Genomic DNA, 14,302 nt, shown 5'->3' on the forward strand with positions numbered 1-14,302 from the left:
TCCGTTGGTTTCGTCGTCGGCCGCCGCCCAGGGATCGGGGGGGGGATTACTGCCGGTTTTCGATCTGTTTGCTCTGTTCCTGTTCGATTCGGAGAACCGCTTCGGTGTCCTTGACGAATTGAGGTGTTTCCTTGCGAACTTTCTCGACATAGGCCTTGGCTGAGTCACCTGGGCACTGCAGGGCGTAGCGAAGGATGGCTCGTCGCATCAGTTGGTGGTCGTACTTTGGCTTCTCCGCGAGGGCCAGGACCTCGTCGGACACCTCCCACTGACCGCGGACCCGAAGCTCCTTGATGACGAGATCGGCGATGTCGGGTTGGTTGAGGGCTTTCTTCAGCTCGGCGAAGAGGACCTTCTTGTCGACGTCGGGCATCTGATCGAGAACGAAGCGAATCGCCTTGAGGGCGGAGTAGCGGTACTCGAAGGAGTTCTTGGGATTGTTGAGGATCGACGCGACAAAGGCGATGCCCGCCTGGGGATTGAGGAGGCAATAGCCCGCGAGCAGTCCGTCGGTCCCCGTGACGGGACGCTTATTTTCATCTTCGATGTACTCGCGCAGCACGGCCTCATGCTTCGATTCGCCCCCGATCCCCAGAAGTAGACCGTACAAGCCGTAGCGATAGGTCGGCGTCTTCTTGTCGGCGAGCCATTCGACGATCTTGTCGGGATCGTAGCTCTTTCCGGCGGCGAGAACATCTTCGTAGGGGGCGTTGGCGAATTCCTTGTAGGCGTCGCCGGAGATATTGACATCGTCGTCGCCGAGGTAGTTGAAAAAGTAGCCGAGTCGCTTGTCGGCCTTGGCGGCGTCGAGACTCATCGATTCGGAGAGATAGGTGACGAAACGTCGATCTTCGACCGGCATGCCGCGGTAGGGATCAATGCGTCCGTCGACGACCTCGGCCAAGATCAAGTAGTCCTCGGGCGACTTGTTCGCCGTCGGAATGTAGCGGGGGAACGTCACCTTCTTCTTCTTGCCCAGGATGGGGTGCGGTTTGAGGACGCTCTCGATGCTCATCGTGGTTTCGCCGTCGGTCTGCCCTGGGGAAGACTCGGCGCTGACGCGGGAGTTCTCGATGGTGCCGTAGACCGTCAGGTCCGATTGCCGGATGTCGTCCGAAAAGCTTCGCCCCATCTGCGAGCAGAAGGGGCAAGCCAGGGCGGGGACCGCCGTCCCGATCGCCAGGAGCGCGGACAATCCGAGCGTGAGCGCGAACTTCACGGGGTGGCGAGGAGGTCTAGTTGGGAAGGGAGTAAGGCTCATGGTTGGATCCTAGCAGGCGTACGGTTTCGCAAGTGATCGACGTTCGCCGTGTTGAGGAAGGTTGGCATTCAGTCGGATGCTTTCTCTAACTTTAGCCGGGAGATCGGCCGCGAACAAGCGGAGGGCGGCGCTGTCGCTTGGTCCGTCGGCGGCAGTCCCGTAGAATTGCCCCTTCGATGAGGGGCCTCGACTGGTGGCAAGCCGGCGGTATGGGGCAAGGTCTAGCTAGGAACGATCAGGGCGAACGAACGTGGCACGACTTGGGGTGAATATCGATCACGTGGCGACCATTCGTCAGGCCCGGCGAGGTCGCGAACCCGATCCGGTTTGGGCGGCGGCGGCCGCGGAACTGGGCGGCGCGGACGTCATCACGCTACATCTGCGCGAGGATCGACGACACATCCAAGATCGAGACTTGCGGATCCTCCGCGAGACCGTTCAGGTGAAACTGAACCTCGAGATGGCCGCGACCGAGGAAATGGTCGCCATCGCCCTGGAGGTCCGTCCCGACAAGGCGACGCTCGTCCCCGAACGGCGTGAGGAAATTACCACCGAGGGAGGTCTCGACATCGTCGGGAACCGGACCCGCATCGAGGAAACGACCAAGCAGCTCCGTGAGGGGGGGATCGAGGTGAGCCACTTCATCGACCCCGTCACCGAACAAGTCGATGCAAGCCGCGCGACCGGCGCCGACGCGGTCGAACTTCACACGGGAGCCTACGCGAACGCGATCGACTCCGAGTCGATCGACAAGGAGTTTCGCGCGTTGGTCCAGGCGGCCAACGTGGCGCGGACCCTTGAGCTGACCCTGCACTTGGGGCACGGGCTCAACTACGTCAACACCACGCGAGTGTTGGCGATTCCCGAGATCGACGAGCTCAACATTGGGCACTCGATCGTCAGTCGCGCCGTCTTCGTGGGGATGACCCAGGCCGTGCGCGAGATGAAAGAGATCATCGTTCGCGGCTGAGCCCTGGACATCGCGTCCAGGGGATGCGGTCGGGTCATCTCGCCGAAGTGGCGTCAATCTGATAGGTTGACGCCTTGCGCGAGCGTGGATCGCGCCACCTGACGAGTTTCGCGATCGCCGGACTCTTGGTAACTCGACCGCACGGTCGACCTTGGAGAGAAAGCCCACCTTGGCCGCACGCTGCCAGCGTGGCCAATCTGGAGAAGAAAACATGCGCAAGGGAGAGCAGTTCGCCGGAGTGAGCGTCGCGATGGTCACTCCATTCACCGCGGACGAACAACTCGACATCGAAGGACTCGATCGCCTGGTCGACTGGCACGTCGAGCAGGGGACCAAGACGCTCGTTCCCGTCGGAACCACCGGCGAATCGCCGACCCTCGATCACGACGAACATCGACGAGTGATCGAACGGGTCGCGGCACACGCCGCCGGCCGAATCCAGGTCATGGCGGGCACCGGTTCGAACTCGACGCGCGAAGCGATCGAGTTGACCCGCTTCGCCAAGGAGGTCGGCGTCGACGGAGCACTGATGGTCGCTCCCTACTACAACAAGCCAACCCAGGAAGGGTTCCTTCGGCACTTCGCGACCGTCGCGGACGCCGTCGAGATCCCGATCGTTCTCTACAACATCCCGGGTCGCACCGGCGCCAACATGCTTCCCAAGACGATCAACCTCCTCGGCGAGCACCCCAACATCGTCGCGGTGAAGGAAGCGACCGGCTCGATGGACCAGGCGTGCGAGATTCTCACCGGATCGCAGCTCACGGTTCTCAGCGGCGACGATAGCCTGACGCTGCCCTTGATGGCGATGGGAGCCAGCGGCGTGGTCTCGGTCGTGGCCAACATCGTTCCCAAGCAATTGCTGGAACTGACCGACGCCATGGCCAAGGGGGATCTCGCGAAGGCCCGGGCGGTTCATAACCGTCTCTTCGCGCTGTGCAAGGACATGCTCACCCTCGCGACCAATCCGATTCCGATCAAGGGAGCGATGAAGTTACTCGGCACCAGCAACGGCGTGCTGCGTCTGCCGATGACACCACTCGGTGACGACGGCTATCAGCAACTTCGTAAGACCCTCGAAGGTTGTGAAATCCTCTAGAGAGACCTGACTCTCGTCATCGCCGACACGAGAAGGTGGGATGCGTGGCCTACGACGAGCAACTAGTCGACCGGGTACGCAAAGTTCTCGCACGTCGCAAGAGCCTGGTCGAGAAGAAGATGTTCGGCGGCATCGGTTTCCTACTCCACGGCAACATGTGTTGTGGAGTTCGGGACCAGTATCTTCTTCTTAGACTCGGTCTCGAACGGGCGGAGCAGGCGCTTTTTCAACCTCACGTTCGTGAGTTCAACAACGCCGGGCGAATCATCAAAGGCTGGGTGATCGTGGAGTCCGATGGCCTCGCGACGGACAATGCCCTCGAGCAATGGGTCCGCGATGCGGTCGCCTTCGTGGTCACGTTGCCGCCGAAGTAGCCAGTGCGATCCCTTCCAGTTCCTGCGACTCGACTCCTTCCCCGCCGATCGACTGAGTCAGGGCACTCTTCCGGACAATAGTTGCTCCTCCGCGAACAAAGAATTCTGGTACAGTGTTTGTCTGTTGGGGCTCGTCTTCGAGATCGGGCGCGGGTTCTCCCCGCGGCCATGGGGCAATCTCGAAGAATCGGCGAGTCCTACTCGCTCTCCACATCTCCCAAAGCGAGGGGTCGCTATGTTGCGTCGACGCGCATTTACCTTGGTGGAACTCTTGGTCGTGATCGCCATCATCGGCATTCTCGTGGCGCTTCTCTTGCCCGCGGTCCAGCAAGCGAGAGAGGCCGCGCGGCGCAGCCAGTGCCAGAATCATCTCAAACAAATCGGGTTGGCGCTCGAAAACTACGAGTCGACCCACAACATCTATCCCCCCGGTCGCTTGAGTTGCGACGGGACCAGCTCGGCACCTTGCACCACGCTTCGGAGCCACGAACGCCAGGGGACTGGCGGCTTGGTCTTCTTGCTCCCCGAACTCGATCGTCAGGCCCTCTACGACTCCTTCAATCTCAAGGTCGGTCTCTACCACAGCAGTGGAAGTCCGTTCGTGAGCACGTGGGAGGCGATGAACACAACGGCGCTGCGGACGACGGTGCAGATCTATGTCTGCCCGAGTGACACTTTCAATCGGTTAAACTCGGCGCAGCGGGCGGTGGGGAGCTATGCCTTCGTGACCGGCACCAACGGACCGAGCCAAGGAATCAACAGTGCGGTGAAGTTCTTCAACAATGGGCCGTTCTACTACGTGAGTGGGACAAGACGCGCCGACATCAAGGACGGCTTAACCAAGACGATGATGGTTGGGGAGGTCGTCGCGCCCGACACCCCCGAATCGTCCAACACCTGGACGCTCGGCTCCCGTCATCAAGACTCGCTGCGATCGACTAACAATCCGCTCAACACTCTACCTGAGGAGGGGATCACGTTCGACTCCTACGGGACGCTGGTCAACGGCGCCTTCGCGAGCCGCCACCCCGGGGGCGGTCACTTCGTCTTTGGCGACGGCAGCGTGGCGTTTCTCAGTGAGGAGATGGACCTGGGCGTCTACCGGGCCTTGAGCACGATCAAGAAGGGTGAACTGATCGATGGCAATGCCTACTGAGCCGGAGACCTCCGTGATTGCACGCTTGCTGACTCCTCATCGTCGTTGCTCGGCGCTGTTGCTGATGCTTCCGCTCGCGGTGGTTCTCGCGGCCGGATGCGGCGACGGGCGTCCCCAGCGTTTCCCGGTGTCGGGGACCGTGGTCGTTGACGGTAAGCCCTTGACCAAGGGCGTGGTGCGGTTCGTGCCCGACGGGTCGCGACCGGCGACGGGCAAGGTCCTCGAGGACGGTCGCTTCGCGATGACGACATTCGGCGGCGCCGATGGGGTGATGCCGGGGAAGCACCGTGTCGAGATCTTTGCGATCGAGCAACTTGGTCCGAATAAGCGACAGTGGTTGGTGCCCAAAAAGTACAGCAGTTACACGACGTCAGGGCTCGAGTACACGATCGACGAACCGGCCGACGACTTGACGATCGAGCTTTCGTGGGACGGTAAGGAACCGCTGCTCGAAGTCTTTGAGGACGAAGGCATCTAGCGACCTGATCGGCAAGTTCGTTCCATGGCGCCTGTTCCCTCCATCGCGCGGGAGCTTGCCGAATCAAGAGCGTTTCCCACTTATGCCCACGACCAGCGTGAGTCTATCGTGTATGCCCACGACCAGCGTGAGTCTATCGTGTATGCCCACGACCAGCGTGAGTCTATCGTGTATGCCCACGACCAGCGTGAGTCTATCGTGTATGCCCACGACCAGCGTGGGCATGGGGGTGGCCCATGGCACCCAAGAGGATCGTTCCAGCGAACTCGCCAATCAGGACGCTGGCGCGGAGTCGCTCCCGGTTCGGGAATGTAGCGCACATCACAGACTGATCGCGGCAACCTTGCCTATAGTTCGCTAGCTCGTCAGTATGGACCGCTCGGCCCTGGGCTGGATTGCGCAAGGGAAGCCATGAGCATCGAGATTGAGACGCACCGAAACGTCGTTGCTCCGGAAGTTTCTGTCCGGGAGCGCTATTCGAAGGGAGCCCGACAGCGCGAGGAGTCGCTCTGTTGTCCGGTTGCCTACGACCGCCATCTCCTGGAGATCATTCCCGACGAGATCCTGGAACGCGACTACGGCTGTGGCGACCCGTCTCGCTATGTCCGGCCGGGAGATACAGTGCTCGATCTCGGGTCCGGTGGCGGAAAGCTTTGCTACATCGCCGCCCAGCTAGTCGGTCGCGATGGAAAGGTCATCGGGGTCGATTGCAATGCCGAGATGCTCTCCTTGGCGCGCCGTCACCAGCCGACGGTGGCGAAGCGGCTTGGGTTCGACAACGTCTCCTTCCGCAGTGGCATGATCCAGGATCTGCGTCTCGATTTGGATCTCCTCGAGAAGCACCTCGCCCACCATCCCGTCGCGAGCCGTGCCGGATGGCTGGAACTGCGTGCGGTTGAGGATCGTCTGCGCGCCGAGCATCCGATGATCGCCGAGTCGAGTGTCGACTGCGTCCTCTCGAATTGCGTGCTGAACCTGGTTCGGCACGGTGACCGCGAACAACTCTTCGGCGAGGTCTTTCGCGTGCTTCGGCGCGATGGACGCGCCGTCATCAGCGACATTGTTTGTGACGAAGAGGTTCCCGCCCATCTGCAACGTGATCCGGAACTCTGGTCGGGTTGTATTTCGGGGGCGTTTCGCGAGGATCGGTTTCTCGAAGCGTTTGAGCAAGCGGGCTTTCACGGGCTCGAGATTGTCGAACGCCAGGCCGAGCCGTGGCGCGTGGTCGAAGGGATCGAGTTCCGCTCCATGACCGTCATGGCTCATAAGGGAAAGCTGGGGCCTTGTTTAGAACGCAAGCAAGGCCTCATCTATCGCGGCCCTTTCTCGCGTGTCGAGGATGATGATGGGCATGTCTTTCATCGCGGTAGGCGAACGGCTGTTTGCGACAAGACGTTTCATCTCCTGCAACGCGAGCCCTATGAGGAACTGTTCGAGCCGATCGAGCCCGCGGACGTCGTTCCTCTCGACGAAGCCCTGCCGTTCGACTGCAAGCGAGGCGCTCTCCGAGATCCCAGCGAGACGAGGACGGGCATGGTCTCGACGTCGCGAGAGGAGACCGGTGACTGTTGCGGTCCGGCGTGTTGTTAGGGGCCTCGGCTACGCAGCCTAGAGCTGCGTCAAACGCTAGATTTCGGGTGGTGAACCCACGATCACTTTTCTCTGGCTGACCGGCAGAGAGTGCCATCCGAACTCTTGGACCCGGCAAAGCACTAGACTTCGCTGAAACGGTGAGTCGGTATGGGACGACCCGGTCGGAAACTCTGGGTTCGGCGAAAGTCTGGACTGGCTTCGATCCGCGAACAGGACGAGAGGACCGCTTGGCGGACGAGTTCTTCCAACTGGGTCGGATCAATCGCGACCCTCGCGTTGACGATGATGTCGGCTTCCTTGGCCTGACAGCGAGAGGGGAGCGAGAGCTTGGGATCGGTGTCGCTGCTGACAAGGTTGGCGACGCCGTAGAAACCTTCCCACAAGCCGATCGTCTTGAGATGGGCCGTCTCCGCTCCTTGCTCGGCGAGACGGAGGCGAAGTTTGCCGATGACGTCCATGAGCAGATCGTCGAGGTCGAAGTCGTTCTTGGCTCGAACCGTGACGCTGCTGTTGAGCCAGCCGAGTTCCGCCTCTCCTTCCGCGTAGACGTCGTAGTCGAGATCGAGGATGCGGCGCCCAAAATCTCCCTTCTGGCTCAGGAACTCCGTCAATCCATCGAAACCCTGTCCCGATAGGGCGGAGATTCTCAGGATCGGGATGCCGCAATGTCGCTCCTCGACCAACGCCGCTAGTTCGTCGACTTCCGCGGGGTCGAGTTCATCGATGCGGTTGACGAGAATGCCATCGGCTTCTTCGAGTTGCTTGAGGAAGATGTACTCGGCCTTCGGTGAGAAACCTCCCTTGGAGCTTCCGCGAAGAATGCGCCGTCCGTGGCTCGGCTTGAGGATGACGGTGTAGGGGGCGATCGAGAAACGCTCATCATAGAGTTTGGCCAACGGTTGAATCACCGTCGCGGCCAAGTCGGTGCAACTGCCAACGGGTTCGGCGAGGATCACGTCGGGGCGCTCCTCCTTGCCGAGTCGATCGACCGTCTCCATCAACTCGTCGAAATTGCAGCAGAAACAGGCGCCGGGCACTTCGCCGACCTCGTGGCCCAAGGAGCGAAGCATGTGAGTGTCGACGAGGTCGGAGGCTTGGTCGTTGGTCACGATGCCGACCGAAAGGCCTTGAGACTGATAGGTCGCGGCCAGCCGCGCGATGGTCGTCGTCTTGCCGGCTCCGAGGAACCCGCCCACCATGATGAACCGCACACTCGCCATGAACTTCCTTCCGCGCCGTGGTTGCCGGTCAGTCAGACGATTGTACGCGATTCCCCTGCGTCGGTGAAACCGTTCATCCGCGCCGGAGGCCGACATCGATGATCAATCGCAAGGAATGATGATCTCTGGCGAGGCGGCGGAGCGCGAACCGGGCATCGGTCGATTGTCCGCGCAGTGGTAGGTGAAAATCACCGAGCGACGAGGCTGATCCGATCGGTTGCGACTGGCCGCGTGGAAGGTTCTCGCGTGGAAGAGGACCACATCGCCGGCGGCGAGTTCCGTTTCGACGACACTAGCGAGGAGTTCTTGATTCGCCGGGTGATCGAGGCGGAGGAATTTCTCCTCGTCGAGGCGATCGGGGCCGAAGTCGATGCGATGGGAACCGGGGAGAAAGTGAAGGCTCCCCGTCGTCGCGGTCAGGTCGTTGAGCGCGAGCTGGACGCTGACTAGATCGGTTCGTTCGTAGTTCCAGTAGCGGCAATCCTGGTGCCAATCGGTGTCGCTGCTGAAGGTTGGATCCTTCAACATGATGCAATTGTGGTGAGCCAGAGGAAGGACGAGTTGATCTCCCAGCAGCGGTCTTAGCCGCTGGGCGATCGCCGGGCTACAGGCCCACTCGAGAAAAAGCGGATGACGGCTCACGGCGTGACGCAGGCGGCGAACGGTGCGCCCACCAGGGCTTGCCTGCGACTCCGGAGCTCCGGGGTAGCCGACACTCGCCTCGTACTCGACTGGAGGATCGGCGATCGATGCCAACTCCTCGGTCAACAGTCCCAAACGCTCCACCAGCGCGACGGGAGCGAGTTGCTGGAGGACGAGAAAGCCGTTCTCTTGGAAGAACTCGAGTTCCCCGGGAGTGAGAGCATCCATGTGCTGTTCGATCTCGTGCAAGTGACTTCGGGGTGGTCGACTCACCGGCATGCGAAAATGGCGAGCACCATCCAACGCGAAGCCGATGCCAACGCCGACGGTGGTCGTGACGTCGGTCTTCTTTCGGACCGTGCCAGCACGCGACGCCGGGTGGTTTGTCGGAACCTCCCGGACCGGTGACATCACCTGTCAAACCGTTCAGGCGGTATATGAGCTAGCAGCCGGTTGATCTATTCGCCGCCGGTTTAAATCGAAGGGACTCAAGCCGCCATCAGCTCGCCGTCGTTGCCGGACTCGGGACTGGAGCCGTCGGCTCGCTCCTTTTTCGTCTTGGTCAGGGCCGAAGCGATGAGACCGGAGGGGACGGCGATAGTTCCGACACCAAGGATGGTGACGAAGCCGGTGAAAATCTTGCCCGCCACCGTGATGGGATACATGTCGCCGTAGCCGACGGTCGTCAGGGTTGCCACCGCCCACCACATGCAATGGAAGATCGACTTGAAGGTTTCGGGCTGCGCCTCGTGTTCGAGGTGATAGATCGCGACCGACGAAACGAAGATGATGAGCAGCGTCACAACGAGGAACATGAGCAGTTCATCGCGGACTTGGCGAAATGCATCGAGGAGGTAGCGTAAGCAGGAGCTGTAGCGGAGCAACTTCAAACCACTGAGGATCCGAAGAATGCGGAACATGCGCATCGGAGCCATGTGAAAAGAGCCGAGCGTGATGAAGAAGGGGAGGAAGGCCGCCAAATCGATCAATCCATAGAAGCTGAAGACGAAGCCCAACTTGTTCTTGGCGTTCATCAGCCGAACGGCGTACTCGATCGTGAAGAAGCCAACCGTGACGATCTCGATAACGCTACAGAGGAATTCCGTTGTCGGGTCGATGTCGGGGAGCGTTTCCAGTCCGAGTCCCAGGAGGGAGACGAAGATCAGGGCCTGAATGACGTACTCGAACCGCGATCCGACGCGCACGCGCGAGTCGTTCTCGCAGGGAGGAGCCGGAGGTTGCTCGAAGGGAATCGTTGCCGCTCCCATATCGGCGTGAACGACGGTCAGTGACATCTCTCCTCCCTACGGAATATCTCGCGACACTCGCCCGGGGGGTTGCGCATGCTGGGCAAACCTCCCAGGGCGTCCGAGCAATCGGTACGGACAGCCTCTTCGGCAAAATCGTCAAAGTCGACGGGCGGGGATGCCGAATCAAGAGAACGAACGCCTCAATCCGAACCCGCGCAACGTTGAGTGGCGTCGACGATGCCCGATTCGTGAAAGCATGGATGTCGAGTCGATGGTGGCGAGAGGGATAGCGTGATCTTACGATCGAAGCCAGACCAATCGGTAGGGAAGTTGCGTCAGTCCGAGCCGACTAGGGGCATTGGGATCACACGCCGTCGTTGGTGGTCGCTGTCGCGACGGCTCGTGGCCCTGATGCTGGTGGCGCTGATCTTGATGGCCCCCAGCGCGCGCCCCGCTAAGGCGTTGTCGGGAACGGAGATCGCGCTGATTGTCGCGAGTGCGGCGCCGATCTTGCAAAACTCGGAGCTGATGAAGGACTTCTGGCAGCTTCTGGCCGACTTGCCAAAGATCTGCAAGGCGATCAAGAAGGCGGTTTGTGCTTCCTGTCTCGGTCAGATCATCGATGGGGCGCTCGCCCCGATCACGCTTGCCACCGGCGGTTGTATCAAGTGCTGTCCCGTCAAACCCGACGCGGAGGATCTCGCCAAACCGGGAGCGGCGGGAGCTTGTGCCCAACTGGTCAAGGACACGCTCGAAGCGGCCGAGCGCATCGACTATTTGCGGTGCATGGCGTCCGTCGACTGTCGCTACTGGCCCGAAGCCGAGAACGGGATCATCAACTACCTCCGAGCGGACAAGAACGAGTGCGTCCGGCTCTATGCCGCCATCGTCCTTGGCAACGGTTGTTGCTGCACCGCCAAGACGGTCGAAGCGCTCAAGATGTCGGCGACGGGCAGCAACAAGGACGGCAACCCGAGTGAGCCCTCTCCGCGAGTTCGCGCCGCGTCTCTCCAAGCGATCAATAACTGCTTCTGCCACTACGGCAATCTGATTCCGACGGAAGCTCCTCAAGGGCCCCAGCCTCCGGAATCACCGACGGCGACGCCGCCCGCTTCCATCGCTCGTGGCGGTCCGGGGAGTCCCGGAGTGATCTCGCATCTCTTTCCGAATCCCGCCGGGAGCCTCATGTCGCTCGCGGAACCGTTCACCCGTTCGATCGCCGCGGCCGGCACGAATAGCGGTGCTCCGCTGACGCCGCCGGAACCGCCATCTCCTCGGCCGACGCGGACTCAGCCCATGCCGACTCAACCGGTCGCTCCGTTCACGGGTCACCAAGAGGTTCTTCCGCCAAGGGGACGCGTTGTTCCCGCCACGCCGCCGGCCGTGCCGACAACCTCCGGACGAAGCGTCTTCGGGGTCATCAAGTCGGCTTGGAAGGGCGATCCGCTGCCTCCGCGAACCTCGACGGCCCCGGTTCCATCAAAGCCAGCCGAGAGCAAGGGTCGTTTCGCGTTCTTTCGCCGCTGAGATGGGCGTTGGACGACGAGCGAGTCCATGAACATCCCGTCAAGAGCCGGCTGCTTCCTGGACCGACTTCACGAGTTGGCTAGCCTTCGCGGTGATCTCCTCGAAGCGCCGTTCTTCGATCATCTCGGCGGTGACTAACTGGCTCCCCAATCCCACCGCGAGCGCTCCGGCTCGGATGAAATCGGCGGCGTTCGCGAGGTCGACCCCGGCGGTCGGGACGAGAGGAATGTCAGGCAGCGGGCCCTTGATGTCCTTCAAGAACCCCGGCCCGCCCGCTCGCGCCGAAAAGACTTTCACCGCGTCGGCCCCGAGCTTCCACGCCTGATAGATCTCGTTGGGCGTCATCGCGCCGGGGAGGACCATGGCGCCGCACTGATGGGAGGCGTCGATCACTTCGACATCGGTCACCGGAGAGACGATAAAGCGAGCTCCCGCGTCGACGGCGGCTCTCGCGGTCTCGGGATCGAGGACCGTGCCGGCGCCGACCACGATCTTCTCCCCATGAGCTTTGACGCATGCGCGGATGACCTCGAGCGCGTCGGGGACTGTCATGGTTACTTCGACGAGCTTGATGCCCCCTTGCCAGAGGGCTTCGGCGATCTCGACCAAGGCCGAGGCGTCCTTCGTACGTAGGATCGCGATGACGCGATGCGTTGCGACGTCTTTCATCAATTCGTGCATGGCAGTGGTCCCTCTCTTTGCCTCATCCTTTTCCCTCGCCGAGATGACGTCAAGCGAAACGTCGTTCCCACGCGGTCGACCGAATTCACGCCACCGATCGTGCTCGGGGACCTTCACTCCGACGCGATGCGCGCCAGGTGGATGAGAGCATCGCCTTGATTGACAAGCGGGTTGTTGGTGTGACCGATCACGATGCCGTCGAAGGGTGCGGTCGCGGACATTGGCTGATCGCCGAAGGCGTTGGCGATGACGCCGAGCGGTTGTCGTTTGCCCACATGCTGTCCTAGACCGACGCGCAAGCGAAAGATGCCTCCGCGGCGGGCGCGGACCCAAGTGGAGTCGGAGACCTCGCGCGGAGCGTGGCGATCGTTGCAGGGGCTGGTGTCAAGCATGCGAAGCGTGGCCAGGACGCGGAGCGTGCCCTCGACGCCGAGTTCGATGGCGGCGTCGTCAAACCGAAGCGGCTCACCCGCCTCGTAGACGAGGACGGGAATCCCGCGTTTTCGGCAAGCTTCCCGCAGTGAACCGTCCCGAGTTTCCGAGTGGATCAGAACGGGCACCCCGAACGCTTCGGCGCGGACGCGGTTTCGAGGATCTCGCATATCGCCGCGAATTTGCGGCAAGTTCGTGCGGTGATTCGATCCGGTGTGCAAGTCGATCCCGAACTCGCACCGCGTGACGACCTCGCTCATGAAGATGTGGGCGACGCGGGCCGCGAGGGATCCCTTGGCGGAACCGGGAAACGAGCGGTTCAGATCACGTCGGTCGGGAAGGTAGCGGGACTGGTTGATGAACCCGAAGACGTTGACGACCGGGACGGCAATGAGAACGCCGGCGAGTCGTTTCACATCAATGCGTTCGAGTGTCTGGCGAATGATCTCGACGCCGTTGAGCTCGTCGCCGTGAATGGCCGCGGAGAGCCAGACCGTGGGGCCCGGTTCGGTACCGTGGAGGACCTCGATCGGGAGCGAGAGCCACGTTTCCGAGGGGAGCCTGGCCAACGGGATCTCGATCCGCGTCCGCCTTCCCGGCAACGACGTCGTGTTGCCGATCTCAAACGGCTCGAAAATTGGTGAGCCGGAGTTCAAGTTGTCATCGCTCAAGCGTCAGCTCCGAGGTCTTCGCCCACGACGGCGAGTTCCTAATCAGGCCCGGATTCGATCGCGGGTGTTTCCAGGGGTGGCATTTTTTTCAATGAATTCGACAATTTTGCCCGCGACGTCGATGCCCGACGTCACTTCGATTCCCTCCAGGCCCGGCGAGGAATTTACTTCCAGTACCAGTGGACCGTGATTGGAGCGAATCAAGTCGACGCCGGCGACGTTGAGACCCATCGCTTTGGCGGCGCGAACCGCGGTGCTGCGTTCCTCGGGCGTGAGGCGAATCTTCTCGGAGCTACCTCCCCGATGAAGGTTGGAACGAAACTCGCCCGGCTTGGCTTGGCGTTTCATCGCCGCGATCACCTTGCCTCCCACGACGATGCAGCGAATGTCGGAACCGCCGGCTTCCTTGATGAATTCCTGGACGAGGATGTTGGCGTCGAGCCCACGGAACGCTTCGATGACCGCTTCGGCGGCCTTGCGGGTTTCGGCGAGAATCACGCCGATGCCTTGAGTCCCCTCGAGCAACTTGATGACGCACGGAGCGCCGTTGACGGTCTTGAGAAGCCCCTCGATATCCTTGGTCGAGTGAGCGAAACCCGTGACCGGCAACCCGATTCCTTGCCGGGAGAGGAGTTGCATGCAGCGCAGTTTGTCGCGTGAGCGGCTGATTCCCTGGGACTCGTTCGCGGGGAAGACACCCATCATTTCGAACTGGCGGACGACGGCGGTGCCATAGAAGGTGTAGGACGCCGCGATCCTCGGGATGACGGCGCGGTGCCCCTCCAAGGGTTCCCCCTGGTAGAGCACGCGCGGCCGGTGCGAGGTGATGTCCATGTAGCAGCGAAGGTAGTCGACGATCTGCACTTCATGACCGCGTTCGACCGCCGCTTCTCGGAGTCGTCGGGTGGAATAGAGCGAAGGCTTGCGGGAGAGGATGGCCAATTTCAT

General features: G+C 61.5%; 14 protein-coding genes. 7 read left to right on the forward strand and 7 right to left on the reverse strand.

What is annotated here, in order from left to right; genetic code table 11:
- Positions 1 to 46: 46 nt before the first annotated feature.
- A complete protein-coding gene (locus tag Pan216_RS12525; protein WP_145258319.1) occupies positions 47 to 1,261 on the reverse strand; it encodes a hypothetical protein in 1,215 nt (404 codons plus the stop codon).
- A gap of 250 nt (positions 1,262 to 1,511) precedes the next feature.
- Between Pan216_RS12525 and Pan216_RS12530 the strand changes: the two genes are divergently transcribed.
- From Pan216_RS12530 to Pan216_RS12555, 6 genes are all read left to right on the forward strand, one after another.
- Positions 1,512 to 2,231, forward strand: coding sequence for a pyridoxine 5'-phosphate synthase (locus Pan216_RS12530; RefSeq protein WP_145258320.1), 720 nt, complete (start codon positions 1,512 to 1,514; stop codon positions 2,229 to 2,231).
- A 211-nt stretch (positions 2,232 to 2,442) separates the two neighbouring features.
- Positions 2,443 to 3,330: a 4-hydroxy-tetrahydrodipicolinate synthase gene (gene dapA, locus Pan216_RS12535; protein ID WP_145258321.1), complete on the forward strand. Its 888-nt coding sequence runs from the start codon at positions 2,443 to 2,445 to the stop codon at positions 3,328 to 3,330.
- Positions 3,331 to 3,374: 44 nt separating this feature from the next.
- Complete coding sequence (locus tag Pan216_RS12540; RefSeq protein ID WP_145258322.1) at positions 3,375 to 3,704, forward strand: TfoX/Sxy family protein; 330 nt, start codon at positions 3,375 to 3,377, stop codon at positions 3,702 to 3,704.
- 235 nt (positions 3,705 to 3,939) lie between these two features.
- Positions 3,940 to 4,860: a DUF1559 domain-containing protein gene (locus tag Pan216_RS12545; RefSeq protein ID WP_419193589.1), complete on the forward strand. Its 921-nt coding sequence runs from the start codon at positions 3,940 to 3,942 to the stop codon at positions 4,858 to 4,860.
- 13 nt (positions 4,861 to 4,873) lie between these two features.
- Positions 4,874 to 5,338: a hypothetical protein gene (locus Pan216_RS12550; RefSeq protein ID WP_145258324.1), complete on the forward strand. Its 465-nt coding sequence runs from the start codon at positions 4,874 to 4,876 to the stop codon at positions 5,336 to 5,338.
- 411 nt (positions 5,339 to 5,749) lie between these two features.
- A complete protein-coding gene (locus Pan216_RS12555) occupies positions 5,750 to 6,928 on the forward strand; it encodes a methyltransferase domain-containing protein (RefSeq protein ID WP_145258325.1) in 1,179 nt (392 codons plus the stop codon).
- Positions 6,929 to 7,050: 122 nt separating this feature from the next.
- Here Pan216_RS12555 and Pan216_RS12560 read toward each other — a convergent pair whose 3' ends face one another.
- The 3 genes from Pan216_RS12560 to Pan216_RS12570 all read right to left on the reverse strand — a co-directional run bounded on the left by Pan216_RS12560 (position 7,051) and on the right by Pan216_RS12570 (position 10,088).
- Complete coding sequence (locus tag Pan216_RS12560) at positions 7,051 to 8,151, reverse strand: GTP-binding protein (RefSeq protein WP_145258326.1); 1,101 nt, start codon at positions 8,149 to 8,151, stop codon at positions 7,051 to 7,053.
- A gap of 102 nt (positions 8,152 to 8,253) precedes the next feature.
- The gene (locus tag Pan216_RS12565; protein ID WP_419193671.1) at positions 8,254 to 9,204 is read right to left on the reverse strand and encodes a phytanoyl-CoA dioxygenase family protein; all 951 of its coding nucleotides are present in this window, start codon (positions 9,202 to 9,204) and stop codon (positions 8,254 to 8,256) included.
- Between the two features lie 77 nt (positions 9,205 to 9,281).
- Positions 9,282 to 10,088, reverse strand: coding sequence for an ion transporter (locus Pan216_RS12570; protein ID WP_145258327.1), 807 nt, complete (start codon positions 10,086 to 10,088; stop codon positions 9,282 to 9,284).
- Positions 10,089 to 10,334: 246 nt separating this feature from the next.
- Between Pan216_RS12570 and Pan216_RS12575 the strand changes: the two genes are divergently transcribed.
- Positions 10,335 to 11,570, forward strand: coding sequence for a hypothetical protein (locus Pan216_RS12575; RefSeq protein WP_145258328.1), 1,236 nt, complete (start codon positions 10,335 to 10,337; stop codon positions 11,568 to 11,570).
- Between the two features lie 39 nt (positions 11,571 to 11,609).
- Here Pan216_RS12575 and Pan216_RS12580 read toward each other — a convergent pair whose 3' ends face one another.
- The 3 genes from Pan216_RS12580 to rimK form a co-directional block, all read right to left on the reverse strand.
- A complete protein-coding gene (locus tag Pan216_RS12580) occupies positions 11,610 to 12,251 on the reverse strand; it encodes a bifunctional 4-hydroxy-2-oxoglutarate aldolase/2-dehydro-3-deoxy-phosphogluconate aldolase (protein WP_145258329.1) in 642 nt (213 codons plus the stop codon).
- A gap of 113 nt (positions 12,252 to 12,364) precedes the next feature.
- Positions 12,365 to 13,354: a succinylglutamate desuccinylase/aspartoacylase family protein gene (locus tag Pan216_RS12585; RefSeq protein WP_419193590.1), complete on the reverse strand. Its 990-nt coding sequence runs from the start codon at positions 13,352 to 13,354 to the stop codon at positions 12,365 to 12,367.
- Between the two features lie 42 nt (positions 13,355 to 13,396).
- Complete coding sequence (gene rimK / locus Pan216_RS12590) at positions 13,397 to 14,302, reverse strand: 30S ribosomal protein S6--L-glutamate ligase (RefSeq protein WP_145258330.1); 906 nt, start codon at positions 14,300 to 14,302, stop codon at positions 13,397 to 13,399.

The organism is Kolteria novifilia (assembly GCA_007748055.1).
Taxonomy (GTDB): Bacteria; Planctomycetota; Planctomycetia; order Kolteriales; family Kolteriaceae; genus Kolteria; species Kolteria novifilia.